Here is a 24,718-nt window from a genome sequence, read left to right on the forward strand (position 1 = left end):
CGAAAGGAAAAAAGGAAATTCAGGACAACCAGCCAGCGACCAGTTGCCGGCCCAGCGGCCACAACTGCTCACCGGCCAACATGCCGAGCAGACCGACCAGCGCGATCGCCGGTGGTGCGGGAGAACGGAAGTCGAGCGCGCCATAGAGCAGGCCGACGCCCAGGCCGATGGCCAGAGAAATGAGGTAGTTCATGGAGGAACTCCGCCGCGATAAGTGATGGGCAGAGTCTAGGGAAACGGGCGGAGCGGTATCGGCCAAGGACTTCTGAATTTCGGACAAACCTTCTGCAGCCGCCATAGAACCGTGTGGGAGCGAGCCTGCTCGCGAATGCGGTCTTCCAGTCAGCACTTCATTGCCTGGTGCAAAGCTTTCGCGAGCAGGCTCGCTCCCACATGGATCTGTTCAAGTTGCCGAGAATTGCGAAGGCGCCACCCCCAGCTCCCGGCGAAACATGTCGCTGAAGCTGCTCGGTGAATAACCCAGGTCGCGAGCAATGACGCTCACCGCCACGCCCTGAATCAACGCTGCCACCGCCGTCGCCAGCTGCACCTGCCGTCGCCATTCGGCGAAGCCCATGCCGAGGCTGTCCTTGAACAACCGCGCCAGCGTACGCACGCTGGCCCCGGCGTTCTCGGCATGCTGCTCGAACGGGATCTCCAGCGACGGCGCGGCCATCACGGCCTGACACAGATTCATCAGACGCCGGTCGGACTCGTCCGGCAGGGGAATCTTCAGTTGCGAACGCCTGGCCCGGCGCAGTTCCAGCAACGCCAGCCCGACCAGTGCCTCGTAATAGTCAGCCTCGCCGGCATCGCCCTGCGCCACCAGCCCGACGATCAACTCGCGCAGCAACCCGCCGACTTCGATCACCTGCACCGTCGCATCCAGGGTCGCCGCCAGCGCCGGGCGCAGGTAGATATTGCGCATCTGCAAATCCGACACCACCCGGATCCCGTGCGGCACCCCCGGCGGCAACCACACCGCCCGCTGCGGCGGCACCACCAGCGCTTCGTGCGGGGTTTCCACCCACATCACCCCGCTCATCGCATACAGCAACTGCCCCCAGACATGCTCGTGCGGCTCGATGAACAAACCACGCGGATAGGTTCGCGCCAGCGGTTGCACGGGCACATCGGTGTCGGTCAGATCAGGGGGCGCGGCGAGGGCCATGGCGAGCGTTCACAGGGGTTGGCGAAGCCGCCATGGTAACCAGCACGCCGCGCCCTCGCCAACGATAGCTACCGTCGGACAATCCGAATGAATTTTCCCGGCACAGCGCGATCCGTTTAATACCACAGGGAGGAATTCGGGCTTTATGAACAACGCAAAACTTTACGTCATCGACTACACACTGCATGGCACCCCCAAGTCGTTCATTATCCGCTCGGACAAAATGGACAACGCCGAAGCCTGGCATTGGGCAAGCTGCGACGCGGGCGTGGGTCGCATCCCGCGCTTCGGTCGCGAGAAAGTGCAAAAGACCAGCAAACCGATGGCAGAAAAATTCGGCCTGGAAAACGTCACCTGGCGCCAGACCAACTGACCCCACCGTCTTCATCGCAGGCTTGGCAATCGACAGGGGGAATCGACCGATGACCGACACTTATCACCCGGCCCGACTGGACTACGGCCTGACCACCTTCTTCGGCCAGATCACCAAAACGGTGAATTGCCAAGTCGCACTGGAAACGGTCGCGGATGACCCTTACCGCTTCACCTTGTGCGTCCAGGCACCGGTACCGGAAGACCTCCATCAAGCCAAGGTCGTGGTGGTCAAGGTCGAAGGGCGAACACTGCAAGGCACGGTGAGGCACTTTGAGCGACAGGAAGACGACAGTCTGAAAATGGAAGTGGAGCCTGATTAGGCTCCACTTTTTTTTGCCGCGCTTATTTCGGATGAGCGCAACCGCAACCCTTCATCGCACACTCTTCACCGTGTTTGTGGTGATGAGCGCAAGCCTCGCAGCAATAGTGTTTGCCGTGCACAGCGTAGGAATGTTCGCCTTCTTTGATCGTGCAGTTGCAGCCCGGGCAGTCGCATTTTTTATCGGACATGGGACAGACTCCTTGCGTGGTGGTTGTCTGAGGCTTGCGAGCAAGCCATAAGGGACAGTGTAGAAGGTGGTGTTACAGGCTGGGCCATTGATGAGAGATTGAGCGACCGGAAGATGGCTTTCGCGAGCAAGCTCGCTGCCACAGAACAACTGCGCGCAGCACAGACCTGCGCAGACATCAAAAGCCCCTCACCCTAGCCCTCTCCCGGAGGGAGAGGGAACTGACCGAGATGATTGCGAGAAACCCGCCGACGTGGAATACCGAGTCGAACGCAAATTTTGAAAAGCCCGAAAATCGGCCCCCTCTCCCCCGGGAGAGGGCTGGGGTGAGGGGCGAATCCCAGCACAAAACCAAAGCCAGACACCACCCGCTCCTAACCATTCAAAACAATAAGCGCAAGCTCGAGTACCGCTTTTGATCTTGATCTCAGAGCCCGTCGGCAGGCTGAGTGGAGGGATTGATCCGGACGTGCGAGCGCAGCGACCGAACGACGCAGTCGTACACAGCGGAACCGCCAGAAGCAACACCCGCAGCAACGGATATGTACACAGTCAAACAAATAAAATCACTGCGCCTGCCGCGAACTCCGATACATAAACACCAAAGCCACCGCCAGGCACGCCATCGCCAACATCCGGCTCGGAGACAAGCCGATCGCCGGATTCCCCAACCAGCCAAAATTGTCGATCAACATTCCCATGCCCAACTGCCCGACAATCACCGCCACCGTCGCCACAGCCGTCCCGACCACCGGCACCGCACCCACCATCACCATCATGTACACCACGCCGAACAGCGCCCCGGTCAACTGCCACTTCGGCACCTCAAGCAGACTCACCGCCTGCGCCGGCTCGAAAAACAGAATCAACAACCCGGTCACCACCGCGCCCACCGCAAAGGTCAGCAGACTGCTACGCAGCACCCCCACCGTTTCACCCAGACGCCCATTGATCGCGGCCTGCACACTCAACACCGCACCGGCCAACACCACCACCGCCAACAAAATCACCAGACCCATCACTCACCCCCGCGCAATCAGAACCAAAGCCACCACAATCAAGCCCAACGCCAGCCAGCGCTCGCCGTTGACCTTCTCGCGCGTCGCGCCGAACCAGCCGAAATGGTCGATCAGCACACTCTTGCCGACCTGACCGGACAAAATCGCAATCATCGTCATGGCGATGCCGATATGCGGCGTCGCCAGCGTCAGCACCACCACGTAGATCGGCCCGAGAAACCCGCCGATCAACTGCCAGCGCGGCAGTTCGGTCAACGCCGGACCTTTCTGTGGGCCGGCGAACAGCAGGAGCAAAAACAGAATCGCCGAACCCACACCGAAGATGCTCAACGTCGCCCACAAATGCCCGACCTGCTCACCCAGCGGCCCGAGCAAACCGGCCTCCACCGACAAGCCCATGCCAGCGAGAATCACCAGCGGCAGCAACAGCAGACGCAACACCGATCTTTTCACCGGTGCAGCAACCACCCCTTCAGCCAACGTCTGCATACATAACCTTCCACGCTCAAAAACAATGGCGCGGATTATCGGCTGGCGCCGCTGTGCGATAAATGGGAGCATCCGGACAACACTTTTGCGCAACACGCACAGCGAGACATGGCATGCACGGGCTCAACGAACTCGGATTCAAAGCGTTAAGGCTGTTTGTAGCGGTCCTCGACCACGGCAGTTTTTCCGAAGTCGCCCGCCGCGAAGGGGTCGCGCCCTCCTCCATTTCACGGCAGATCCAATTGATGGAGCAGGCGCTCAACCAGCAATTGCTCTACCGCCACACCCGCGCCGTCACCCCGACCGAAGCCGGGCGCACGCTCGGGCACCATGCGCGGTTACTGCTGGTGCAATTGGAAGAAGCCGAACAGGCGTTGCAGGAACAGCAAAGCGAACCCACCGGACTGGTGCGCATCAACGCGCCAGTGGTGTTCGGCCAACGCCATCTGACGCCCTGGCTGGGCCAGCTCTGCGCGCGTTATCCGAAGCTGCAACTGGATATCCAGCAAACCGACCATTACGTCGACCCGCTACAGGAAGGCGCCGACCTGCTGTTTCGCATCGGCGCGCTGCACGATTCAAGCATGCAGGCACGCATTCTGGCGCCGCACCGTTTTCAGGTCGCCGCCAGCCCGGCCTATCTCAAACGCCACGGCACGCCGCAGCACCCGGACGAACTCGCGCAGCATCAGTGCCTGGCCTACAAAGGCGCGGCCGGTCAGCAGCGCTGGTTTTTCCGCCGTGATGGCGAGGACTGGACGCCGTACACCGTCAAAGGCCCGATCACCGGCAACCACGCCGACACCCTGACCCAAGCCGCCCAGCAAGGCTTAGGGCTAGTGATGTTTCCGTCGTGGCTGATTGGCGAAGCGGTGCGCGAGGGCACGCTGATGCCGGTGCTGAGGGAGTATCAGGTGTCGAACAGCCTGGAACCGCAGCAGATCGCCGTGCTGTGGCCGGGGAGCCGACGGCTATCGGTGAAGGTGAGGACGGTGATTGATTTTTTTGTCGAGTGTTTTGGCGAGATTCCTTATTGGGACAGAGCCTGAAGATCTAGAGTCCCTCACCCTAGTCCTCTCCCTGAGGGAGAGGGAACCGACCGAGGTGTCCCACCTACTGCATCGACCTGAAAAACCGCGTCGATTATGGATTCAAAGCAGGACTTTCAGGTCGGCGTAATCCCGCAATATTCCCCAATCGGTTCCCTCTCCCTCTGGGAGAGGGCTAGGGTGAGGGGCTTTTCAGGCCATCAGATACGGAACTGCCCGACCAGCTTGCCCAACCGCTGCCCGAGCTCCGCCAGACTGCGCGAAGTTTGCGCGCCCAGTTGCGTTTCATCGGCGACGCTGTCCACCGCCACCGCAATCTGATGCACGCTGCGGTTGATCTCTTCGGCCACGGCCGTCTGCTCTTCCGCTGCGCTGGCGATCTGCGCGTTCATCGAGTTGATCGTGGCGATCAACTGCGCCATGGCGTCCAGCGATGCACCGGCCTGATTGGCTTGCTGCGAAGTGCCGTCGCCGGCCTCGCTGGAACGGCGCATCGCTTCGACCGCCTGCTGCGTGCCGGCCTGCAAGCGGTCGATCATGCCCTGGATTTCCTGGGTGCTGATCTGCGTGCGGCTGGCCAGTGCGCGTACTTCGTCCGCAACCACCGCAAACCCGCGCCCGGCCTCACCGGCGCGCGCCGCTTCGATCGCGGCGTTGAGCGCCAGCAAGTTGGTCTGCTCGGCAATCGAACGAATCACCCCAAGCACGCCGACGATCGAACTGACGTCCTGCTGCAAGCTGTCCAGCGACACGCCGCTGTTGCGGATATCGTCGACCAGCGCATGAATCTGTTTGATGCTGCCCGCGACCACGCGCTTGGCGCTCTGGCCTTCTTCGTCGGTCTGCTGCGCGGCGACGGCGGCGTTTTGCGCGCTCTTCGCCACTTCCTGGGCGGCGGCGGACATTTCGTTGATCGCCGTGGCGACCTGATCGGTTTCGTGGCGCTGACGCTCCATGGCCTGATCGGAACGCTGCGCCTGTTCCGAGACCTGGGTGACCAGACCGGTCAGTTGCGTGGTCATCTCGGTAATCTGCCGCACCAGGCCGTGGATCTTGTCGACGAAGCGGTTGAACGAGCCGGCCAGTTCGCCGAGTTCGTCCTGGCTGGTGATGTTCAGGCGCCGGGTCAGGTCGCCCTCGCCCGCCGCGATGTCGTCGAGGTTGGCTTTCATCAGGGTCAGCGGGCGCAGAATGGTGTTGGCCAGCAGCATCCCCGCCGCCGCGATCACCAACAGCACCAGCACCGCAACGCCGACAATGCTCAGCACCACGCCTTGCACGCGCTCCTGCACTTGCGCCTCGACCTGCGCCACTTGCGCTTCGATGCCGTCGAGGTTGACCGAGGTACCGACCGCCATGTCCCACTTCGGCAGGTATTCGGTGTAGCCGAGTTTCGGCACCAGCACCTTGGCGTTACCCGGCAGCGGCGAGCTGTATTGCAGATAGTGAGTGCCGTCCTTGGCCACTTTGACCAGGCCGAGGTTGACGTAGACGCCGTTCGGATCGCGGTTGTCCTTGAAGCTTTTGCCCACGCCGTCGGGGTCGTTGGCCTTGAACAGACGCACGGTCTCGGAGTCGTAGCCGAAGAAGTAGCCATCCTTGCCGTAGCGGATGCCCGAGAGCAATTTGATCGCCTGCACCCGCGCCGCGTCATCGCCCGGTGCGGCGGCGTCGTACAGCGGTTTGATCGTGGTCATGGCCACGGCGACGTAACTTTGCAGGGTGGCCTTGGCGTCGCTGAGCAGCCGCTCGCGGGTCTGTTCGACCTCCTTGCGCGCCTGTTCCTGGAGGATGAACAGCGTGGTCACGCTGATGACCAGCGCAAAGAGCAGCACCGGCAGAACGGCAAGGGACAGGACTTTAGCCTTGAGACTCAGGCGCATCGGGGGACTCACTCTTTTGATTTTGTTGGCGTGGTTAAAGGCTTTAACGGCACGCCGGAGCAAAAGTTGAGTCTTGAAACATCGCCGCCCCCCCTGTGGGAGCGAGCCTGCTCGCGAAAGCGTTGGCTCAGCAACCTGTGTGTCGACTGACACGACGCCTTCGCGAGCAGGCTCGCTCCCACAAGGGGCAATTGTGGATTCTTACAGAACCATTGCCGCCACCCAGCCAAACACCAGCAGCGGCAGGTTGTAGTGCAGGAAGGTCGGTACGACGGTGTCCCAGATGTGGTGATGCTGGCCGTCGATGTTCAGACCCGAGGTCGGGCCGAGGGTCGAGTCCGAGGCCGGCGACCCGGCATCGCCGAGCGCGCCGGCAGTGCCAACGATGCAGACGATGGCGATCGGGCTGAAGCCCAGTTGCACGCACAACGGCACGAAAATCGCTGCGAGAATCGGCACGGTGGAGAACGACGAACCGATGCCCATGGTCACCAGCAAGCCCACCAGCAGCATCAACAAAGCCCCGACGCCTTTGCTGTGATTGATCCAGGCCGCCGACGATTCGACCAGCGTCTGCACCTGCCCGGTGGCCTTCATCACCTCGGCAAAACCTGAGGCGGCGATCATGATGAAGCCGATCATCGCCATCATTTTCATGCCTTCGGTGAACAGGTCATCGGTCTCGCGCCATTTGACGATGCCCGACACCGAGAAAATCAGAAACCCGACCAGAGCGCCGATAATCATCGAGTCCAGCAGCAACTGCACCACGAATGCCGAAGCAATGGCCACACCGGCGATCATCAGGCTCAGCGGGTTGTAGTGCACCGCCGTCTGCTCGACCTGTTCGATCTTCGCCAGGTCATACACGCGCTTCTTGCGGTAGCTGATGAACGCCATCGCCAGGCCGAAAACCATGCCCAGTGCCGGAATACCCATGGCGTGGGTGACATTGATGCCGCTGATGTCGACGCCGCTGCGGGCGACGTTGGCCAGCAGGATTTCGTTGAGGAAGATGTTGCCGAAGCCCACCGGCAGAAACATGTACGGAGTGATCAGGCCGAAGGTCATGACACAGGCGATCAGACGGCGATCGAGTTGCAGCTTGGTCAGTACATATAGAAGTGGCGGCACCAGCAGCGGAATGAAGGCGATGTGGATCGGCAGGATGTTCTGCGAAGCAATCGCTACCACCCACAGCAGGCCGATCAGCAGCCATTTGACGTTACCGCCGCCGGTTGCATGCTGCCGATCCACCATGGCCAGGGCCTTGTCGGCCAGCGCATGGGCCAGGCCGGATTTGGCAATCGCCACGGCGAAAGCGCCGAGCAAGGCGTAGGACAACGCCACGGTCGCGCCGCCGCCCAAGCCGCTGTTGAACGCCTTGAGTGTTGCGTCGATGCCCAGACCGCCGGTCAGGCCACCGACCAGCGCCCCGACGATCAGCGCGATCACCACATGCACGCGCGACAGGCTGAGGATCAGCATGACGCCGACGGCTGCTATGACTGCATTCATTTCACTACCTCAAAAAACACTGCGGGTGCAAACACACCGCCAGACAGGATGAGTCCGCCCGGGGTTGGCCGGCGGAGGTGTACAGAGGGTCTTGTTAGAGGGCGCGCACTGTGCCGCAGAGTGGCGGCGGTGTCAAAGCCCCGTGGCGAGGGGATTTATCCCCGTTGGGTGGCGAAGCCGCCCCCGGCAAACTTCAAAACAACCCTGTACGCAGGTGTCACGACTGCTTCGCAGCCGAACGGGGATAAATCCCCTCGCCACAGGACCACAGCACTACAGGACTACAGGACTACAGGACTACAGGACTACAGAACCACAGGACCACAGGCCCCGCATGCGGCAATCGGTCATATTGCGCTCACGGCATAAAGAAAGCCGAAACGCGGCCGCTACAGTGCAAAGTCTCAGATATTTATCGGATAAGGATGTTTTCCATGTCGCTCAGACAACTTTCCATCCAATGGAAAATCACCCTGCTCGCCGGCCTCTGCCTGGCCGGTATCGTGACCCTGTTGGTCGGTCTTTCGCTGTATCGCATGGAACACAGCTCGGCGCTGGTCAAGGCCTCGAGCATGGAGATGCTCACCGAATCGGCGCAGGCGCGGATCGAGTCGCAAGGTGAAGTGCAGGCCGCCGGCATTCGTCAGCAGTTCATGGACGCCTATCAGTACGGCCACGGTTTCTCGCGGCAGGTGCTGTTTTTGCGTGAGCAGGCCGAGAAGCGTTTTCTCGATGCCTTCGACCTGCGCGAGGACATGACCCGTCAGGTCAAATCCGCGCTGCAAGCCAACCCGGACCTGCTCGGCCTGTCGCTGGTGTTCGAGGCCAACGCGCTGGACGGCAAGGACGAACTGTTCGCCGATCAGGCTGAACTGGGCAGCAACGACAAGGGCCGTTTCGCCCTGTACTGGTCGCAGCCGACCCCGGGCAAAGTCACCTCGATGGCGCTGCCGGAAAGCGACATGAGCGACACCAGCACCGGCCCCAGCGGTCAGGCCGCCAACGCCTGGTTCACCTGCCCGCGCACCACGCTCAAACCCTGTGTGATCGAGCCGTACTTCTATGTCATTGACGGCCAGAAAGTGCTGATGACCAGCATCGTCTTCCCGCTGCAGGTCAATGGCAAAGTCATCGCCTCGCTGTCGGTCGACATCAACCTCAATAGCCTGCAAGCGATCAGCCAGAACGCCAGCCGCAAGCTTTACGACGGTCAGACCGCCGTCAGTATTGTCAGCCCCGCCGGCCTGCTCGCCGGTTACAGCCCGGATGCCGGCAAACTCAGCCAGCGCCTGGATGCGGTGGATCAGGCCAGCGGCAGCGAGTTGCTGCGCCTGCTCGCCGCGAGCACTGGCGTGGGCAGCCTGCACAGCAACGGCCAGTTGAAAGTGCTGTCGCCGTTTCAGCCGATTCCCGACGGACCGGCGTGGGGCGTGTTGCTCGATGTGCCGGAGAAAGTCCTGGTCAGCCGCGCCGAAGCGCTCAAGCAGCAACTGGATGCGAGCAATACCTCGGGCACGCTGATCGAACTGAGCCTGGGCCTGCTCGCCGCGCTGATCGGCCTGCTGCTGGTGTGGCTGATGGCGCGCAGCGTGACCAAGCCGATCCTCAGTGTGGCGCACATGCTTGAAGACATCGCCAGCGGCGAAGGCGACCTGACCCGGCGTCTGGCCTATGACAAGCAGGACGAACTGGGCCAATTGGCCGGTTGGTTCAACAAGTTCCTCGACAAGTTGCAGCCGATCATCGCCGAGGTGAAGCGCTCGGTGCAGGATGCGCGCAACACTGCTGACCAGTCCTCGGCCATCGCCACCCAGACCAGCGCCGGCATGGAGCAGCAATACCGTCAGGTCGATCAGGTCGCCACCGCTTCCCACGAAATGAGCGCCACCGCGCAAGACGTTGCACGCAGCGCCGCGCAGGCCGCCGAAGCTGCCAAGGACGCCGACCGCGCCACCCGTCAGGGCCTGACCGTGATCGACCGCACCACCGCAAGCATCGACACCCTCGCCGCCGACATGAGCGCAGCGATGGTTCAGGTCGAAGGGCTGGCTGCGAACAGCGAGAAGATCGGCACGGTGCTGGAAACCATCCGCGCCATCGCCGAGCAGACCAACCTCCTGGCACTCAACGCCGCCATCGAAGCCGCCCGCGCCGGTGAAGCCGGACGCGGTTTTGCCGTGGTCGCCGATGAAGTGCGCAACCTTGCGCGCCGCACTCAGGAGTCGGTGGAGGAAACCCGCCAGGTCATCGAGCAATTGCAGAACGGCACGCAGGAAGTGGTCGGCTCGATGGGCAACAGCCATCGTCAGGCCCAGGGCAGTGTCGAGCAGGTGGGCCAGGCCGTGACCGCGTTGCGGCAGATCGGCGATGCGGTGACGGTGATCAGCGACATGAACCTGCAAATCGCCAGCGCCGCCGAAGAGCAGAGCGCAGTGGCTGAGGAGATCAATAACAACGTGGCGACGATTCGCGATGTGACCGAGTCGCTGTCCGGACAGGCGAATGAATCGGCGCGCGTGAGCCAGTCGCTCAACAGCCTGGCGAATCAGCAGCAGCGGTTGATGGATCAGTTTCGCGTTTGACAAGTGCGGGGTGTCAGTTGCAATCCCCCTTCACCCCAGCCCTCTCCCCCCAAGGGGGGCGACGGGGAAAGGGAGCCGATCTTCATGCCATTCAAGTCCTGAGTTCGACTCGGATTTCAAGTGGGTGCATCTCTCAAGAACAACACAATCAGTCCCCTCTCCCTCTGGGAGAGGGTTAGGGTGAGGGGCTTTTCAAGGGCTCACCGCTTAGGCAGTTCAATCACCACTTTCAACCCGCCCCACTCGCTTTCGCCCAGCCCCAGCAACCCGCCCCACGTTTCGACAATATCCCGCACAATCCCAAGGCCGAGCCCATGCCCGTGGGTCTGCTCATCCAGCCGCGTGCCACGGCTGAACACCTGAGTGCGCTGCTCTTCGGGAATCCCCGGGCCGTCATCTTCCACGCTCAGGGCAAAGCCGTCAGACCTTTCGATCACACTCAAGCGCACCTCGGCATCGGCCCATTTGCAGGCGTTGTCGAGCAGGTTGCCGAGCAGTTCGAGCAAGTCCTCGCGGTCCCACGGCAGTTGCAAGCCCGGCGGTGCGACGTAACTCAAGGCCAGATGCTCGCCGTGAATCATGTTCAGCGTCGCCAGCAACCCCGGCAACTCGGCATCGCAATCGAACAACGCGCCGGGCAGCGCATCCCCCGACAACCGCGCGCGATTGAGTTCGCGATTGAGGCGCTGCTGCACCTGTTCCAGTTGTTCCTTGAGAATTTTGCGCAGCTCGGGATGGTCATCGAGCTTGTCGCTGGAGGCCAGGCTAAGCAGCACCGCCAACGGGGTTTTCAGCGCGTGGCCGAGGTTGCCCAAGGCATTGCGCGAGCGCTTGAGGCTGTCTTCGGTGTGGGCGAGCAAATGGTTGATCTGCGCCACCAGCGGCTCCAGTTCCACCGGCACCTGATCGTCGAGTTGCGAGCGCTGGCCCTGTTGCAACTGAGCGATCTGCTCGCGCGCGCGTTCCAGCGGTTTCAGCGCGCGGCGCACGGTCAGGCGTTGCAGGAACAGAATCAGCAGCAACGCCGCCAGCCCCAGACCGAGGCCGATCTGGCGCATGCGCTGGAAACTGTCGCTGACCGGCGTGTAATCCTGGGCGACGCTGATCGAGATCGACTGACCCAGGCGCCGATAGTCCGAGCGCAGTATCAGCAAGCGTTGCCCGCCCGGGCCCAGTTGCAGGTTGCTGTGCAGCCCCGGGTGTTGCAGCAGCGGCAGTTCCTGATCCCACAGCGAGCGCGAACGCCAGTGGCTGTCGGAGAAATCGATGCGAAAGTAATGCCCGGAAAACGGCCGCTGATAGGCCGGCGAGAGATGCCGCTCATCCAATTGCAAACCTTGCGGGCCGCGCACCAGCGCCACCAGCAGGCTTTCGCTGTCGTTGCGCAGGCCGGCTTCGAGGTAGCGCTGCAAACCGACTTCAAACAACCACAGGCTGGTTTGCGCCAGTACCAGACCGACGATCACCATCACACTGATCAAACCCAGGCTCAAACGGCGCTGGATTGATCTCATGAAGCTTGCCCGCCGAACAGGTAACCCTGACCGCGACGGGTTTCGATCACGCTTTTGCCGAGCTTGCGCCGCAGGTGATTGACGTGGACTTCGAGGACATTGGAGTCGCGCTCGGTCTCACCGTCGTAGAGGTGTTCGGCGAGGTGGCTTTTCGAGAGGATCTGTTCCGGGTGCAGCATGAAATAGCGCAGCAGACGGAATTCAGCGGCGGTCAGCTGGATGTCGGCGCCGTCGCGAACCACGCACTGTCGGCCTTCGTCCAGATGCAGGCCGGCGGCTTGCAGGGTCGGCTGGTTGGCCTGGCCCTTGGAGCGGCGCAACAGCGACTGAATGCGCAGGTACAGCTCTTCCGGATGGAAAGGTTTGGTCAGGTAATCGTCAGCGCCGGCCTTCAGCCCTTCGATGCGCTCGGCCCAGGAATCACGCGCGGTGAGGATCAGCACCGGAATCGCCAGGCCGGCGGCGCGCCACTGCGCCAACACGTCCAGCCCCGGCACGCCGGGCAGGCCGAGGTCGAGGATGATCAGGTCATAGGGCTCGCTGCTGCCCTGATACACCGCGTCACGGCCATCGGCCAGCCAATCCACCGCGTAGCCTTGGCGTTGCAGGCCGGCGAGCAATTCGTCGGCCAGCGGTACGTGGTCTTCCACCAGAAGCAAACGCATCGATCAATCTTCCTTGTCTTTGACTAACTCGCCGGTATCGGCCTTCAGGTGCAGCTCGCGCGCCACGCCCTCGACCGTCAGCAATTCGACTTCGTAAATGTACACGTCGTGTTTTTCTTCCAGCTCGACTTCCAGCAGCTTGGCGCCGGGGTAGCGATCCATGGCCTGCTGCAGCACTTGCTCCAGCGGCAGGATCACGCCATCGCGACGCAGGGCCAGCGCCTCGTCCTGATCGAGGTCGCGAGCCATGGCCGTGCTGCACAACAACACCAGCGCCAGCGCCGTCAGGCGGGTGGCGCGACTATTCAGCTTCATTACGTATCCTGATGATCCCTGAGCACTTCACCATCGACCGCGTTCAACTCCAGATCCCACTTCAGCCCTTTCGGGTCGCGCAGTTCGATCTGGTAAATGAACTTGCCGTACTCTTCCTCCAGCTCGGTTTCGGTGATTTCCGAACCGGGGTGTTTTTCCAGGGCGATGGCGTTGAGCTTCTCGAAGGAGACGATAGTACCAGCGTCGCGCAAACGAAGCGCTTCGTCAGGCCCGAGATCGCGCGCGTATGCGGTGCTGGCGGTGAGGCAGATGATCGAGGCAGTGGTCAGGGCAGTCAGGGTTTTCATGGGTGTCTCCGAATTCTTATATGTTGCTTACGGTGGGCACCATAGCGGGATCAACTTAACTGAAACTGAATGGCCATCATTGTGCCCCCTCAGTCCGATCGTTCCCACGCTCCGCGTGGGAATGCCTCAAGGGACGCTCCGCGTTCCAATGGGACGCAGAGCGTCCCCGGCTGCATTCCCACGCAGAGCGTGGGAACGATCTGTACGCCGTCGTCGCGGGCCCTCCCACAGGATTCGGCGGTGTGCTTATAATTCCCAGCTTGCTAACGATCGAGACCGGTATGACCGCCATCCACATCAAGTTTCCCGCCCTCACCCTCAAGGCCGGCCCACGGGCCATGGCGCGGATTCGTGCGCAGGGATTGCACGCCGCGGACGTCGGCACCCTGCCCGGTGCGGCCGGTGGGCCGAAGGCGTTGGGGATTCAGGGGCTCGATCTGGCGTTGTTCGGCGAGTGGCTGCCGAGTGCGCCGCGCGAGCGTTCGCTGATCGGCGCCTCGGTGGGTTCCTGGCGCTTCGCCAGCGCATGCCTGCCAGACGCCGCCGAGGGCATTCGCCGCCTCGGCCAGCTCTACGCCGAGCAGCATTTCAACAAAGGCGTGACCATGGCCGAGATCAGCCAGAGCTCGCAGCGCATGCTCAATGACCTGCTCGACGGCCGCGATGCGAGCATCCTCGAAAACGCCGGTTACCGACTGAACATCATGGTGGTGAAAAGCCAAGGCCGCCTCGCTGAAGACCATCGCGGGCGCCTCGGTCTGGCGCTGGGTTCGGTGATCGCCGACAACCTGCGCGGTCGTGCGCGGCTGTCGCGGCACTTCGAACGGCTGATCATCCACGATCCGCGCCTGGCGCCGCCGCTTGATGCCTTGACCGATTTCCCTTCACGCTTCGTTGCCCTCAACACCGGCAACCTGCGCCAGGCCCTGCTCGCTTCCGGATCGATCCCGATGGTGATGGAAGGCGTGCGCGACCTGCCCGGCGCTGGCGCGGGTACGTTCCGTGACGGCGGCCTGCTCGACTACCATCTCGACCTGCCCTACAGCGGCGACGGTATCGTGCTCTATCCGCATTTCACCGATCGGGTGATTCCCGGCTGGTTCGACAAGACCCTGCCCTGGCGCCGCGCTTCGGTGCAGCGTTTGCAAGATGTGCTGCTGGTCGCGCCGTCGAAGGAATATCTGGCGCGCCTGCCCTACGGCAAACTGCCCGACCGTAACGACTTCAAACGCTTTATGGGCGATGCGCCGAGCCGGCAGAAATACTGGCACACGGCGATGGACGAGAGCCGCCGACTGGGCGACGAATTTCTCGAACTGACGGCCAACGGTCGCCTCGCCGAGCGCTTGCTGACCCTTTAGTCAGCACGGCCAAAGACAAGCTGATAAACTCGCCGCCTGCCCGAATCGCTGCGGCGAACGCCATCTGAACAGAGCCGAAAATACTGTGGAAATCTTCAAGGAATTTACTTTCGAATCCGCCCACCGCCTGCCGCACGTCCCGGACGGCCACAAGTGCGGGCGCCTGCACGGTCACTCATTCAAGGTCGCGCTGCACCTGAGCGGCGACCTCGATCCGCACACTGGCTGGATTCGCGATTTCTCCGAGATCAAAGCGATTTTCAAGCCGCTGTATGAGCGTCTTGACCACAACTACCTGAACGACATTCCCGGCCTGGAAAACCCGACCAGCGAAGTGCTGGCCAAATTCATCTGGAACGAGATGAAGCCATTGCTGCCGGAACTCAGCGCGATCCGCATTCATGAGACGTGCACCAGCGGCTGCATCTATCGCGGCGAATAAGCAACACACATCTCCTGCCAAAGCCATCGCCGCTGCCCTCATGCGCTTCTTCTGACCCAACATTATTCCCCCTGACACCGATCGTTCCCACGCTCTGCGTGGGAATGCCTCAACGGACGCTCCGCGTTCGGCTTTGGAATGGGACGCGGAGCGTCCTGGGCTGCATTCCCACGCAGAGCGTGGGAACGATCAGATCGTCCGATCGCGGCCCGAGCCTTCGGCAGCTCCTACATTGGGCTTCGGTGTGTTCGGGTGCACCGTTTTCGCGCCTGACTTCGCCGTGTCGTCTATACATACTCCGCCCGACCGCGCTTGGCACGACCGCTGCAACCCTTCTGCGTCTTCCCCTTCCAGCAAGGACTGCCCCATGACGCAGAACGCCTCCGGCAACGATTACCCGCTCAGTGAAGTCCCCATGCACGCGCGCAAAGGCCTGGCCTCGACGGCGATGGTGTTACTGGGCTTCACGTTTTTCACCGCGACCATGTTTGCCGGCGGCAAGCTCGGGGTGGCGTTCGGTTTCGCCGAGATGATGGCGGTGATCATTGTCGGCAACCTGCTGCTCGGTCTGTACGCAGCAGGGCTGGGTTACATCGCCTTCAAGAGCGGCCTCAATTCGGTGCTGATGGGCCGTTTCTGTTTTGGCGAAGTCGGCAGCAAGCTCAGCGATCTGATTCTCGGCTTCACCCAGATTGGCTGGTACGCCTGGGGCACGGCGACGGCAGCGGTGGTGATCGGCAAGTATTTCAATCTCGATGAAACCACCGTGCTGGTCCTGATGGTGCTGTTCGGTCTGGGCTTCTGCGCTACGGCGTACATAGGCTATCGCGGACTGGAGATTCTCTCGTACATCGCGGTGCCGGCGATGATGTTGCTGCTGATGCTGTCGATGTGGGCAGCGACCGTGAAAGTCGGCGGCTTCGAAGGCTTGCTCAGCGTGGTGCCGAGCGGCTCGCTGGACTGGTCGACAGCGATCACCCTGGTCTTCGGCACCTTCGTCAGCGGCGCGACCCAAGCCACCAACTGGACGCGATTTTCGCGCTCGGCAAAAGTTGCAGTGCTGGCCAGCCTGATCGGTTTTTTCATCGGCAACGGCCTGATGGTGCTGATCGGCGCGTATGGCGCGATCGTCTATCAACAGCCGGATGTGGTTGAAGTGCTGCTGTTGCAGGGCTTCGCCATGGCCGCGATGGCCATGCTGTTGCTGAACATCTGGAGCACTCAGGACAACACCATCTACAACTTCGCCGTCGCCGGCTGCAACCTGCTGCGTACCGGGCGGCGCAAGACCGTGACCCTCGGCGGCGCGGTGATCGGCACCCTGCTCGCCCTGCTCGGCATGTACGACATGCTGGTGCCGTATCTCATCCTGCTCGGCACGGTGATTCCGCCGATTGGCGGGGTGATCATGGCTGACTTCTTCTACCGCTGGCGCGGGCACTATCCGCGCCTGGCCGACGCACGGTTGCCGGCGTTCAACTGGCCGGGGCTCGGGGCCTACGGGGTGGGCACCGTCGCTGCGTTCAGCTCGCCCTGGGTCGCGCCGCTGGTAGGCATTGCCGCTGCCGCGCTAACGTATGTCATCGTCACCGGTATGCTCGGCGCACGTCGCGTCAGCGCACCACTACAAGACCTATAAAAGGATTTGCCTGATGCACATCATCAACGCCCGCCTGCGCAACCAGGAAGGCCTGCACGAGTTGCACCTTGAAGACGGCCTGATCCGCAGCATCGCCCGTCAGACCGAAGCGCCGACCCTCGGCCCGGATGACCTCGATGCCGGCGGCAATCTGGTGGTGCCGCCCTTCGTCGAGCCGCACATCCACCTCGACGCCACCCTCACTGCGGGCGAGCCGCGCTGGAACATGAGCGGCACGCTGTTCGAAGGCATCGAATGCTGGGGCGAGCGCAAGGTCACCATCACCGAAGAAGACACCAAGACCCGCGCCAAGAAGACCATTCAGGCCCTGGCCGCCCACGGTATTCAGCACGTGCGCACCCACGTTGACGTCACCGACCCGCAACTCACCGCGCTCAAGGCCATGCTCGAAGTGCGCGAGGAAAGCCGTCACCTGATCGATCTGCAAATCGTCGCGTTCCCGCAGGAAGGCATCGAGTCGTTCCGCAACGGGCGCGAGCTGATGGAAGAGGCGATCCGCATGGGCGCCGACGTGGTCGGCGGCATTCCGCATTTTGAGTACACCCGCGATCAGGGCGTCAGCTCGGTGAAGTTTCTGATGGACCTGGCCGAGCGCACCGGCTGCCTGGTCGATGTGCATTGCGACGAGACCGACGATCCGCATTCACGCTTCCTTGAAGTGCTTGCCGAAGAAGCGCGCAGCCGCGACATGGGCGCCCGCGTCACCGCCAGCCACACCACGGCGATGGGCTCTTATGACAACGCCTACTGCGCCAAACTGTTCCGCCTGCTCGGCCATTCCGGGATCAGTTTTGTTTCCTGCCCGACCGAAAGCATTCACCTGCAAGGGCGCTTCGACAACTTCCCCAAACGCCGGGGCGTGACCCGCGTCAATGAACTGCTCGAAGCCGGGATGAACGTGTGTTTCGGCCAGGACTCGATCGTCGACCCGTGGTATCCGCTGGGTAACGGCAACATCCTGCGCGTGCTCGAAGCCGGTCTGCATATCTGCCACATGCTCGGTTATCGCAACCTGCAAAGTGCGCTGGATCTGGTCACCGACAACAGCGCCAAAGCCATGCACCTGGGCGAACGCTACGGACTGGAACAGGGCCGCCCGGCGAACTTGCTGATTCTCTCGGCAGACAGTGATTACGAAGTGATCCGCAGCCAGGGCCTGCCGCTGTATTCGATTCGCGGCGGCAAGGTGTTGATGAAGCGGCAGATGCCGGTGGTGGAGTTCAGTTGAGATTGCGCTGGGGCTGATGGCCTCATCGCTGGCAAGCCAGGCTCCCACAGGTTTTGTGTTGAGCACATGATTGGGCCCTCATGCAAAACCTGTGGGAGCCTGGCTTGCCAGCGATAGCGTCGGTCGAATCAACCCGCCAACCGCGCCGTGCCAAACAATCTCACGCGCAGCAACTCCCCTCCCGAAACCTCAAGCAAAACCGGTGCGGTGCCACCCGGCATGACCACCCGCACCTCCCCTGCCTCGACCCAACCCACCCGCCACGCCGCACACGCGACCGCACTGGCGCTGGTGCCGGATGACGCGGTTGGACCTTCGCCACGCTCGAATACCCGCGCAGCGATTTTCTGCGGCGACGCCAGCACGGCCCATTGCAGATTGACGCCCGCCGGGCAGGGATTGCCGGCACCGGTGGGCCTGGCATAGGCAATTGCCGTCAGCCTCTCGTTCAGCGGTGATTCACCCATCTGTTCGTTGCTAGGCAACGCGCTTGCATCGCTGAGCAGCGTTACACAGTGCGGATTGCCGATACGGACGAATTGGCTGTGGCTCCAGTCAGGATCGAGTTCCGCCAGCGGCTGGACATGGCTGACGTCGCGATTATTGATTTGAACGCTCTCGACTGCCTGCGCCCCAACGGCTTGCGGGCCGAATCCGGGCTGGCCGAGGTCGAGCCAGAAACCGCGCACGCCTTCGACTTGGGCCGGTTTCACCGAGGTTGTTACCGGCTCACCTTTGTCATGATGGACACGCAACACTGCACCCTGCTCCGGCAGCAAGCCTTGCTCGATCAATGCCTGAGAAAAAATCGTCAGGCCGTTACCGCTGCGCTCGGCGAGGCTGCCGTCGGTGTTGACGATCAGTACATCGAACGGCGCAGATGCCTGAAACGGGCCGATCAGCAGGCCGTCGCTGCGGTGGGGTTTGCTGTTGGCCGGGCGTTGGCCTTCGGGCCAGTGACAGCACAAAGCGATGGCGGCCTCGCTCCATTGCTGCCGAGATGCGGCGCACTCTGCGGCCCTCGCTGGCAAAGCAATCCCGGCCTCGCGCAAGGCTTGGGGCGAGACCACTCCGTAGATATTGCCGCGTGCGTCGTAGAACTTCGTCATGCCTTGTTCCCGTATTCCATCCTGGCGAAAATCCGACTGTAAACCGCAAACCAGTTTGGGAGCGAGCCTGCTCGCGAAGGCGGTGCCTCAGTCGACATTTCCATATTTGACCCACCGCTATCGCGAGCAGGCTCGCTCCCACAGGGTAGGATGTTCACCGTTATGCCCCGAAAGGCCTGAGATCGAACCTCAACGCCGTCAGAATGTCACTCGGGATGCAGTTGTTTTTTTGCCAAGGATCGATATGACCAGCCTCAACCCCCAAGACACCTTCGTCCCCGGACGCCTGCAACAGATGTCCACGCGCGTTGCCTTTTTCATTGCCGGCCTCGGCATCGCCGCGTGGGCGCCGCTGGTGCCGTACGCCAAGGCGCGAGCCGGGCTGGATGAGGGCACGCTGGGATTACTGCTGCTGTGCCTGGGCGTCGGCTCGATTCTGGCGATGCCGCTGGCGGGGATTCTCGCCACGCGTTTTGGTTGCCGACGCGTAGCCACCGGCGGCACCTTGCTGATCTGCGCGGCGCTGCCGTTGCTGGCGACGGTGTCGTCGATCCCGGCGCTGATCGCCACGTTGTTCATGTTCGGCGCCGGCCTCGGCACGGTGGATTCGACGGTGAACCTGCAAGCAGTGATCGTCGAGCGCGCCAGCGGCAAGCACATGATGTCGGGGTTCCACGGCTTGTTCAGCCTGGGCGGCATTGTTGGTGCGGCGGGCGTCAGCGCCCTGCTCGGCCTCGGGCTGACACCGCTGGCAGCGATGCTGGTCGTCGTCGTGTTGCTGATCGGCGCCTTGCTCAAGTGCGTGCCGCACATGTTGCCCTACGGCAGCGAAAGCTCCGGCCCGGCGTTCGCCATTCCCCATGGCATCGTGCTGTTCATCGGCGGCATGTGCTTCATCGTGTTCCTCACCGAAGGCGCGGCGCTGGACTGGAGCGCTGTGTTCCTCGCTCAGGAACGCGGGATCGACACGGCTTACGCGGGAATGGGTTACGCAGCGTTTGCCCTGACCATGACCGTCGGCCGTCTGCTCGGTGATCGCATCGTGCGCAAGCTGGGTGCGACGCGGATCATTCTGTTCGGCGGGCTGTTGGCGGCGGCGGGACTGTTTCTCGCCACCTTCGCACCGAGCTGGCAAGCGGCGCTGGTCGGTTATGCGCTGGTCGGCGCCGGTTGCTCGAACATCGTGCCGGTGCTGTACACGGCGGTGGGCAAGCAGACGGTGATGCCGGAAAGCATCGCGGTGCCGGCGATTACCACGCTGGGTTATGCCGGGATTCTCGCCGGGCCGGCGGTGATCGGTTTTGTCGCCCATGCCAGCAGCCTGAGTTTTGCCTTTGGCCTCATGGCGGTGCTGTTGGTCGCGGTGGCCATCGGCGGTAAGACATTGAAAGTATGAAGATTAGCGCGACACCTGTCAGGTTTGACACTAGACAGGCTTCGACCCTTTGAATCATGGTGATTTCCAGCCCCGCGGAAATGGAAATCTGTCATGAACATTCGAATTGGATCGGCTGTTGCACTTATCGCTCTTCTCCAGGGATGCGCCTCCGTCAATCAATACGACTGGGGCGAAGGCGCAGCCAACTTTGCTCCCGCTGAGCGGCTGGCCAATGCCAACGGACGTTATGCGCATTGGCAAGCCATTGGCCGTGTCGAAGTTGAAGGCGGCATGACCTGCTCCGGTACACTCATTGACACACGAGAACCCGGCACTGTGTCGAATCCGGCTTATGTACTGACCTCCGGACACTGCACACATCCGGAGATAGGCAATAACGAGGTCATCGTCAATCAGCCTGCAAAGGGGCGGGTGACGTTCAATTATTTTTTCGACACGCAACCGCACAGTCGCTCATATGCGGTAGGCCGGATTGGCTGGAGCACGCTACGTGGCCAAGACATCTCTATCGTTGAACTTGCCACCTCTCTGGAACAGTTGATCAGCGACGGTATCGAGCCTCTGAAACTGGCGCATGCCCCCTTGCCCGCTGAAGAAAACATTTTGATCACCGGCGCGCCCGTGAACGGCTTCATTCAGCGAATGGCATGCAAACAGGAACATTCGGCAGCGGTCATCGAAGGCCCTTGGCGATGGGTAGGACAATCGAGCAACCGTTGCCTCGATGTTGTCAGTGGATTATCCGGCTCACCATTGCTTGCGCGTTATACCAATGAAGTCGTGGGTGTGTTGGGCACTACCACGCGCGGAAGTGACCGTAATCGATGTGACAAGGGCGCCCCCTGCGAAGTCATTGCCGGGCAGGTCAACAAGCGAACTGCCACCAACTACGCCTCCACAACCGAAGGTCTGGGTGCTTGCTTCACCAAGGGACGTTTCGACCCGCGTCCGGGTGACTGCCCACTGGGAGCGGCATGGTCTTTTCCAACATCATCGCAAAACAGCGATTACATCAGAGTCGAGCGTGACGAGCACGGACAAGTCGTGCCATGGCATTGGCTGCAAACCTTCACATTGAGCGCTCCCTACTACCGCTATCGCTATACGCGCACGCTGGACGAATGCCAGTCGCTTGCTGGGTATAGCCAGGTACAAACCGCTCGCCCTGGTTCCGAGAATCAGTTGAGCCATGAACTCAAAGAAGGTGCGGGGCTATATTTTCTCTGCCTGATTGGCCAACAGCGGCCTACGGACGTGCCAAAACAATCGGATGGAAAAACCCCCAGCATCTATTGGCGGTGGTTGCTGGAAGCACCAGCGCCGTTGGCGCCGGCCTATAAAATCGAATGGATGGGTGACGATGACTACGATGTCAGGGTTTTTCCGGTCTCACCGGATCTGGATCCCTTTCAATTTCAATACAAGTCCGGGCAGCCCGGGAGCGTCAACTGCAATGACGGGCAGGGATTCCAGCGCGTACCGCCCTCCACGGGCGTGTTCCATGTTTCCGTTGCCAATGGCCAGCAGAACGTCTGCCTCAAAGGCGCAGACCTGGCTGGGAATCCCGGACCGACCATCGACTTTCTGATTCCTCAATAGCTTCAGGCCTGTTGTGGCTGAGCCGTGTGAAACCGGTTCAGCCAAAACAGCGCCTTAGAAACCGACGCTGGCCTGCACGAAGAACGTGCGCGGTGCGCCGACATACATCCCCGAGTTGTTGTCGCTGGAGCGGGTGAAGTATTGCTTGTCGAAGACGTTCTTCACCCCGGCACCGAGCTTGAGGTTCGACACCTGCGGACCGAAGTCATAGCCGCCGCGCACGTTCCAGGTCACGTAACCCGGGATGTCGCCGTACTGCCCATCCGCTGTGCCTTCGGTGATGTAGTTGCCATTGAAGCTGCCATCCGCATTCACACCGGTGCCCGGCGAACGCTGTTTCGATTGGGCGAAGCCATCGATGTTGTACGTCCAGCGGTTGATCTCGTAACGCAATCCGACCGTGGCCACCTGCCGCGAATAGAACGGCAGATCGCGGCCCTTGAAGCCGGGGATCTCGCCTTCATAGGTGGCGCGGGTGTAGGTGAAACCGGCGTTGGCGGTCAAACCATCGAGGCGCGGATCGAGGGCGGCCATGTCATAGTGCGCCGACGCTTCAATGCCCTGGTGCTTGGTCGCGCCGAGGTTGGTCCAGCCGACGTCGTTGCTGATGTATTGCAGTTCGTCATCGAAGTCGATGTAGAACAGCGTCACCTCGCCGCCCCAGACATCATCGTTGTAGCGCGTGCCGATCTCGTAGGTCTTGGCCTTTTCCGGCTCCAGACCGTTGGCGGTGCTGTCACCCGAACCGCCCTGGCCGAGCTGGAAATATTGCAGGCTGCCGAACGAGGTTTCGTAGTTGGCGAACAGTTTCCAGGCATCGGACAGGTGATACATCACGCTCAGCGCCGGCAGCGGTTCGTTGCTTTCGATGCTGCGGTTTTTCTCCGGTACCGGGCGGCCAGCGGTGTCGAGGACAGCGCGATCATGCCAATCGGTGCTGATGTGTTCGAAGCGAATGCCCGGGGTGATAGTCCAGTTGCCGACGTCGATCTTGTTGTCGACATACACCGAATTGGCCTCGGTGCCACCGGTGCGATCCTGGAACACATGGCCGTCGGAGGTCGGCGTGACCACCGGCTGATTGTTGACCAGCGCCAGACGACTCGATTCTTCGTGCATGGCCTCTTTCAGATAGCGATAACCGACGCTGACTTCCTGCGTGGTCGGGCCGACATCGAACACCCGCGACACGCGCGGTTCGATGCCGAGGGTGTAGTAGGAACGCGGGTACGAGCTGAGGGTGCGCTGATCGCGCGCGGCGATGGTACTGCCGCGAAAGCTGTCGGTGTAGTAGGTGAGGATTTCTGCCTGGGTGCGCTCGTCGATCTGGCGAATCCACTTGAACGACACGTCCTTGCGTCGGCCTGTGAACTGGTCGTAGTCACGCACCGATTCGTACGGTTTGTCGTCGTACTGACGCTGGGTCAGGCCGCCGGGCATGTCGGCGCTGGCGTCGTAGTAGTGGAAGTTGAGGCTGAAATCGTCCTGATCGGTCGGCGCCCAGTGCGTCTTGAGCAGCACGTCGTCGATGTCGTTGCCGTTGTTGCGCTCGCGATAGCCGTGGCCGTTGACGCCGGAGTACAGCAGCGCGACGCCCATGCCGTTGTCGGCGGTGCCGCCAAGAAATGCGGTGTCGATGTGTTTCCAGCCGCCGTACTGCGTGGTTTCCAGGGTGGTGCCGATTTCGCCGGTGGTTTTCTCCGGGATCGCGCGTGTCACGAAGTTGATCACGCCGCCGACGTTCTGCGGCCCGTAACGCACGGAACCGGCGCCACGCACGACGTCGATGCTGTCGAGGTTGCCCGAGGAAATCGGCGCCATCGACAGTTGCGGCTGGCCGTACGGAGCAAACGCCGCAGGTACGCCGTCGATCAAAACAGTCGAGCGTGGCGACAGGCGCGAAGTCAGACCGCGTACGCCGACGTTGAGGGAAATATCACTGCCGCCGGTGCCATTGGAGTCCTGCACCTGCACGCCGGGCACGCGTTTGAGCACGTCGCTGACGTTCATCGCGCCCTGCTCGACCATCGCTTCGCGGCGAATCACCGTGCGTGCGCCGGGGTGGTTCTGCACCACCGCCGCGTCGGCGTCACCGAGCCAGTCGCCGACCACTTTGATGTCGGTCACGCCGAGCTCCAGCGGGCCGTTGCTGGCTGCGGAGGTGGCGGCTGGAGCGAGCGTCACCGAGCCTTCATTGATCTGATAATCGAGACCGCTGCCCTGCAACAGCTGCCGCAGCGCCTGCTCCGGCGAAAGGTCGCCGTCGACCGCTGGCGCCTGTTTGCCGGCCACCAGTTCGGGGCTGAAAAACACCTGCAGCGAGGTTTGCTGGCCCAGTTCGCTCAAGGCCTGGCCCAGCGGTTGCGCGCGGATATGAATGGCTTCAGCGGCAAACGCCAACGGCATCGCGGCGCTGACCGCCAGCGCGAGAGCCAATGGCAACCAAGGGGATTTTTTATTGTGGGTTGTGGTGATGTTCACGTCGTACGCAGTCCTGTGGATCGCAAGAGTGTGCGGCTGTTA

Annotated in this window: 23 protein-coding genes and 1 pseudogene; 11 read left to right on the plus strand and 13 right to left on the minus strand. The window is 61.9% G+C overall.

Going from position 1 to position 24,718, the window contains the following annotated elements:
- Nucleotides 1-19: 19 nt before the first annotated feature.
- The gene (locus tag ACYSTU_RS19860; RefSeq protein WP_073471384.1) at nucleotides 20-193 is read right to left on the minus strand and encodes a DUF1427 family protein; all 174 of its coding nucleotides are present in this window, start codon (nucleotides 191-193) and stop codon (nucleotides 20-22) included.
- A 210-nt stretch (nucleotides 194-403) separates the two neighbouring features.
- The gene (locus tag ACYSTU_RS19865) at nucleotides 404-1,171 is read right to left on the minus strand and encodes an AraC family transcriptional regulator (RefSeq protein WP_499001117.1); all 768 of its coding nucleotides are present in this window, start codon (nucleotides 1,169-1,171) and stop codon (nucleotides 404-406) included.
- 145 nt (nucleotides 1,172-1,316) lie between these two features.
- Between ACYSTU_RS19865 and ACYSTU_RS19870 the strand changes: the two genes are divergently transcribed.
- Together ACYSTU_RS19870 and ACYSTU_RS19875 are read left to right on the plus strand one after the other, a co-directional pair.
- The gene (locus tag ACYSTU_RS19870) at nucleotides 1,317-1,544 is read left to right on the plus strand and encodes a DUF6555 family protein (protein WP_016775403.1); all 228 of its coding nucleotides are present in this window, start codon (nucleotides 1,317-1,319) and stop codon (nucleotides 1,542-1,544) included.
- Between the two features lie 49 nt (nucleotides 1,545-1,593).
- Nucleotides 1,594-1,866 carry a hypothetical protein gene (locus ACYSTU_RS19875; protein WP_041477230.1) on the plus strand — a complete coding sequence of 91 codons (273 nt, stop codon included), beginning with the start codon at nucleotides 1,594-1,596 and terminating at the stop codon, nucleotides 1,864-1,866.
- A 22-nt stretch (nucleotides 1,867-1,888) separates the two neighbouring features.
- Here ACYSTU_RS19875 and ACYSTU_RS19880 read toward each other — a convergent pair whose 3' ends face one another.
- The 3 genes from ACYSTU_RS19880 to ACYSTU_RS19890 all read right to left on the minus strand — a co-directional run bounded on the left by ACYSTU_RS19880 (nucleotide 1,889) and on the right by ACYSTU_RS19890 (nucleotide 3,563).
- Entirely contained in the window at nucleotides 1,889-2,056 is a 168-nt protein-coding gene (locus ACYSTU_RS19880; protein ID WP_016775405.1) for a metallothionein, read from the minus strand.
- A 565-nt stretch (nucleotides 2,057-2,621) separates the two neighbouring features.
- Nucleotides 2,622-3,074, minus strand: coding sequence for a DMT family transporter (locus ACYSTU_RS19885; protein ID WP_125918131.1), 453 nt, complete (start codon nucleotides 3,072-3,074; stop codon nucleotides 2,622-2,624).
- A gap of 3 nt (nucleotides 3,075-3,077) precedes the next feature.
- A complete protein-coding gene (locus ACYSTU_RS19890) occupies nucleotides 3,078-3,563 on the minus strand; it encodes a DMT family transporter (RefSeq protein WP_499001123.1) in 486 nt (161 codons plus the stop codon).
- Nucleotides 3,564-3,676: 113 nt separating this feature from the next.
- Here ACYSTU_RS19890 and ACYSTU_RS19895 point away from each other — a divergent pair, with 113 nt between their 5' ends.
- On the plus strand, nucleotides 3,677-4,612 hold the full coding sequence (locus ACYSTU_RS19895) for a LysR family transcriptional regulator (RefSeq protein ID WP_499001125.1): 936 nt from the start codon (nucleotides 3,677-3,679) through the stop codon (nucleotides 4,610-4,612).
- A 200-nt stretch (nucleotides 4,613-4,812) separates the two neighbouring features.
- Here ACYSTU_RS19895 and ctpM read toward each other — a convergent pair whose 3' ends face one another.
- Both ctpM and ACYSTU_RS19905 read right to left on the minus strand, forming a co-directional pair.
- Nucleotides 4,813-6,495 carry a methyl-accepting chemotaxis protein CtpM gene (ctpM, locus tag ACYSTU_RS19900; protein WP_264365521.1) on the minus strand — a complete coding sequence of 561 codons (1,683 nt, stop codon included), beginning with the start codon at nucleotides 6,493-6,495 and terminating at the stop codon, nucleotides 4,813-4,815.
- Between the two features lie 201 nt (nucleotides 6,496-6,696).
- Complete coding sequence (locus ACYSTU_RS19905) at nucleotides 6,697-8,013, minus strand: Na+/H+ antiporter family protein (RefSeq protein WP_024013513.1); 1,317 nt, start codon at nucleotides 8,011-8,013, stop codon at nucleotides 6,697-6,699.
- Between the two features lie 1,577 nt (nucleotides 8,014-9,590).
- Here ACYSTU_RS19905 and ACYSTU_RS19910 point away from each other — a divergent pair.
- Both ACYSTU_RS19910 and ACYSTU_RS19915 read left to right on the plus strand, forming a co-directional pair.
- Nucleotides 9,591-9,737: pseudogene (locus ACYSTU_RS19910) on the plus strand (HAMP domain-containing protein); the annotation flags it as partial.
- Nucleotides 9,738-9,839: 102 nt separating this feature from the next.
- Nucleotides 9,840-10,595: a methyl-accepting chemotaxis protein gene (locus tag ACYSTU_RS19915; RefSeq protein WP_371699990.1), complete on the plus strand. Its 756-nt coding sequence runs from the start codon at nucleotides 9,840-9,842 to the stop codon at nucleotides 10,593-10,595.
- A gap of 200 nt (nucleotides 10,596-10,795) precedes the next feature.
- Here the strand turns inward: ACYSTU_RS19915 and ACYSTU_RS19920 are convergent, their stop codons facing one another.
- The 4 genes from ACYSTU_RS19920 to ACYSTU_RS19935 are packed head-to-tail and all read right to left on the minus strand — an operon-like array spanning nucleotide 10,796 to nucleotide 13,397.
- A complete protein-coding gene (locus ACYSTU_RS19920) occupies nucleotides 10,796-12,109 on the minus strand; it encodes a sensor histidine kinase (RefSeq protein ID WP_499001129.1) in 1,314 nt (437 codons plus the stop codon).
- On the minus strand, nucleotides 12,106-12,774 hold the full coding sequence (locus ACYSTU_RS19925; protein ID WP_016775412.1) for a response regulator transcription factor: 669 nt from the start codon (nucleotides 12,772-12,774) through the stop codon (nucleotides 12,106-12,108). Before ACYSTU_RS19925 ends, ACYSTU_RS19920 begins: the two co-directional genes overlap by 4 nt.
- Nucleotides 12,775-12,777: 3 nt before the next feature.
- The gene (locus ACYSTU_RS19930) at nucleotides 12,778-13,089 is read right to left on the minus strand and encodes a PepSY domain-containing protein (protein ID WP_016775413.1); all 312 of its coding nucleotides are present in this window, start codon (nucleotides 13,087-13,089) and stop codon (nucleotides 12,778-12,780) included.
- Nucleotides 13,089-13,397 (minus strand): PepSY domain-containing protein, encoded by a 309-nt coding sequence (locus tag ACYSTU_RS19935; protein WP_024013515.1) that lies wholly within the window; start codon nucleotides 13,395-13,397, stop codon nucleotides 13,089-13,091. The genes ACYSTU_RS19930 and ACYSTU_RS19935 overlap by 1 nt, the downstream gene beginning before the upstream one ends.
- Nucleotides 13,398-13,678: 281 nt before the next feature.
- Between ACYSTU_RS19935 and ACYSTU_RS19940 the strand changes: the two genes are divergently transcribed.
- The 4 genes from ACYSTU_RS19940 (at nucleotide 13,679) to codA (ending at nucleotide 18,088) form a co-directional block, all read left to right on the plus strand.
- The gene (locus ACYSTU_RS19940; RefSeq protein ID WP_136493800.1) at nucleotides 13,679-14,758 is read left to right on the plus strand and encodes a patatin-like phospholipase family protein; all 1,080 of its coding nucleotides are present in this window, start codon (nucleotides 13,679-13,681) and stop codon (nucleotides 14,756-14,758) included.
- A gap of 85 nt (nucleotides 14,759-14,843) precedes the next feature.
- Nucleotides 14,844-15,200 carry a 6-carboxytetrahydropterin synthase QueD gene (queD, locus tag ACYSTU_RS19945; protein ID WP_007915588.1) on the plus strand — a complete coding sequence of 119 codons (357 nt, stop codon included), beginning with the start codon at nucleotides 14,844-14,846 and terminating at the stop codon, nucleotides 15,198-15,200.
- A gap of 367 nt (nucleotides 15,201-15,567) precedes the next feature.
- On the plus strand, nucleotides 15,568-16,839 hold the full coding sequence (codB, locus tag ACYSTU_RS19950; protein ID WP_071172996.1) for a cytosine permease: 1,272 nt from the start codon (nucleotides 15,568-15,570) through the stop codon (nucleotides 16,837-16,839).
- 13 nt (nucleotides 16,840-16,852) lie between these two features.
- Nucleotides 16,853-18,088: a cytosine deaminase gene (gene codA / locus ACYSTU_RS19955; protein WP_122612641.1), complete on the plus strand. Its 1,236-nt coding sequence runs from the start codon at nucleotides 16,853-16,855 to the stop codon at nucleotides 18,086-18,088.
- Nucleotides 18,089-18,216: 128 nt separating this feature from the next.
- Here the strand turns inward: codA and ACYSTU_RS19960 are convergent, their stop codons facing one another.
- A complete protein-coding gene (locus tag ACYSTU_RS19960; protein WP_499001136.1) occupies nucleotides 18,217-19,197 on the minus strand; it encodes a diaminopimelate epimerase in 981 nt (326 codons plus the stop codon).
- Between the two features lie 244 nt (nucleotides 19,198-19,441).
- Here ACYSTU_RS19960 and ACYSTU_RS19965 point away from each other — a divergent pair, with 244 nt between their 5' ends.
- Together ACYSTU_RS19965 and ACYSTU_RS19970 are read left to right on the plus strand one after the other, a co-directional pair.
- The gene (locus ACYSTU_RS19965; RefSeq protein ID WP_499001139.1) at nucleotides 19,442-20,593 is read left to right on the plus strand and encodes an MFS transporter; all 1,152 of its coding nucleotides are present in this window, start codon (nucleotides 19,442-19,444) and stop codon (nucleotides 20,591-20,593) included.
- Between the two features lie 93 nt (nucleotides 20,594-20,686).
- Nucleotides 20,687-22,195, plus strand: a complete 1,509-nt coding sequence (locus ACYSTU_RS19970) for a trypsin-like serine peptidase (protein ID WP_499001142.1) — start codon at nucleotides 20,687-20,689, stop codon at nucleotides 22,193-22,195.
- Between the two features lie 54 nt (nucleotides 22,196-22,249).
- Here ACYSTU_RS19970 and ACYSTU_RS19975 read toward each other — a convergent pair whose 3' ends face one another.
- Nucleotides 22,250-24,676, minus strand: coding sequence for a TonB-dependent siderophore receptor (locus ACYSTU_RS19975; protein ID WP_122699454.1), 2,427 nt, complete (start codon nucleotides 24,674-24,676; stop codon nucleotides 22,250-22,252).
- Between the last annotated feature and the right edge of the window lie 42 nt (nucleotides 24,677-24,718).

The sequence above is a fragment of the Pseudomonas glycinis genome (assembly GCF_054871425.1).

Bases quoted from the DNA above. Each gene is read 5' to 3' on its own strand.
- ACYSTU_RS19960 (WP_499001136.1), bottom strand. From the start codon at position 19,197: ATGACGAAGTTCTACGACGCACGCGGCAATATCTACGGAGTGGTCTCG.
- ACYSTU_RS19935 (WP_024013515.1), bottom strand. From the start codon at position 13,397: ATGAAAACCCTGACTGCCCTGACCACTGCCTCGATCATCTGCCTCACC.
- ACYSTU_RS19920 (WP_499001129.1), bottom strand. From the start codon at position 12,109: ATGAGATCAATCCAGCGCCGTTTGAGCCTGGGTTTGATCAGTGTGATG.
- ACYSTU_RS19870 (WP_016775403.1), top strand. From the start codon at position 1,317: ATGAACAACGCAAAACTTTACGTCATCGACTACACACTGCATGGCACC.
- ACYSTU_RS19925 (WP_016775412.1), bottom strand. From the start codon at position 12,774: ATGCGTTTGCTTCTGGTGGAAGACCACGTACCGCTGGCCGACGAATTG.
- ACYSTU_RS19860 (WP_073471384.1), bottom strand. From the start codon at position 193: ATGAACTACCTCATTTCTCTGGCCATCGGCCTGGGCGTCGGCCTGCTC.
- ACYSTU_RS19930 (WP_016775413.1), bottom strand. From the start codon at position 13,089: ATGAAGCTGAATAGTCGCGCCACCCGCCTGACGGCGCTGGCGCTGGTG.
- codA (WP_122612641.1), top strand. From the start codon at position 16,853: ATGCACATCATCAACGCCCGCCTGCGCAACCAGGAAGGCCTGCACGAG.
- ACYSTU_RS19880 (WP_016775405.1), bottom strand. From the start codon at position 2,056: ATGTCCGATAAAAAATGCGACTGCCCGGGCTGCAACTGCACGATCAAA.
- ACYSTU_RS19905 (WP_024013513.1), bottom strand. From the start codon at position 8,013: ATGAATGCAGTCATAGCAGCCGTCGGCGTCATGCTGATCCTCAGCCTG.
- ACYSTU_RS19895 (WP_499001125.1), top strand. From the start codon at position 3,677: ATGCACGGGCTCAACGAACTCGGATTCAAAGCGTTAAGGCTGTTTGTA.
- ACYSTU_RS19865 (WP_499001117.1), bottom strand. From the start codon at position 1,171: ATGGCCCTCGCCGCGCCCCCTGATCTGACCGACACCGATGTGCCCGTG.
- ACYSTU_RS19970 (WP_499001142.1), top strand. From the start codon at position 20,687: ATGAACATTCGAATTGGATCGGCTGTTGCACTTATCGCTCTTCTCCAG.
- ctpM (WP_264365521.1), bottom strand. From the start codon at position 6,495: ATGCGCCTGAGTCTCAAGGCTAAAGTCCTGTCCCTTGCCGTTCTGCCG.
- ACYSTU_RS19940 (WP_136493800.1), top strand. From the start codon at position 13,679: ATGACCGCCATCCACATCAAGTTTCCCGCCCTCACCCTCAAGGCCGGC.
- ACYSTU_RS19965 (WP_499001139.1), top strand. From the start codon at position 19,442: ATGACCAGCCTCAACCCCCAAGACACCTTCGTCCCCGGACGCCTGCAA.
- ACYSTU_RS19875 (WP_041477230.1), top strand. From the start codon at position 1,594: ATGACCGACACTTATCACCCGGCCCGACTGGACTACGGCCTGACCACC.
- codB (WP_071172996.1), top strand. From the start codon at position 15,568: ATGACGCAGAACGCCTCCGGCAACGATTACCCGCTCAGTGAAGTCCCC.
- ACYSTU_RS19890 (WP_499001123.1), bottom strand. From the start codon at position 3,563: ATGCAGACGTTGGCTGAAGGGGTGGTTGCTGCACCGGTGAAAAGATCG.
- ACYSTU_RS19885 (WP_125918131.1), bottom strand. From the start codon at position 3,074: ATGGGTCTGGTGATTTTGTTGGCGGTGGTGGTGTTGGCCGGTGCGGTG.
- ACYSTU_RS19915 (WP_371699990.1), top strand. From the start codon at position 9,840: ATGGAGCAGCAATACCGTCAGGTCGATCAGGTCGCCACCGCTTCCCAC.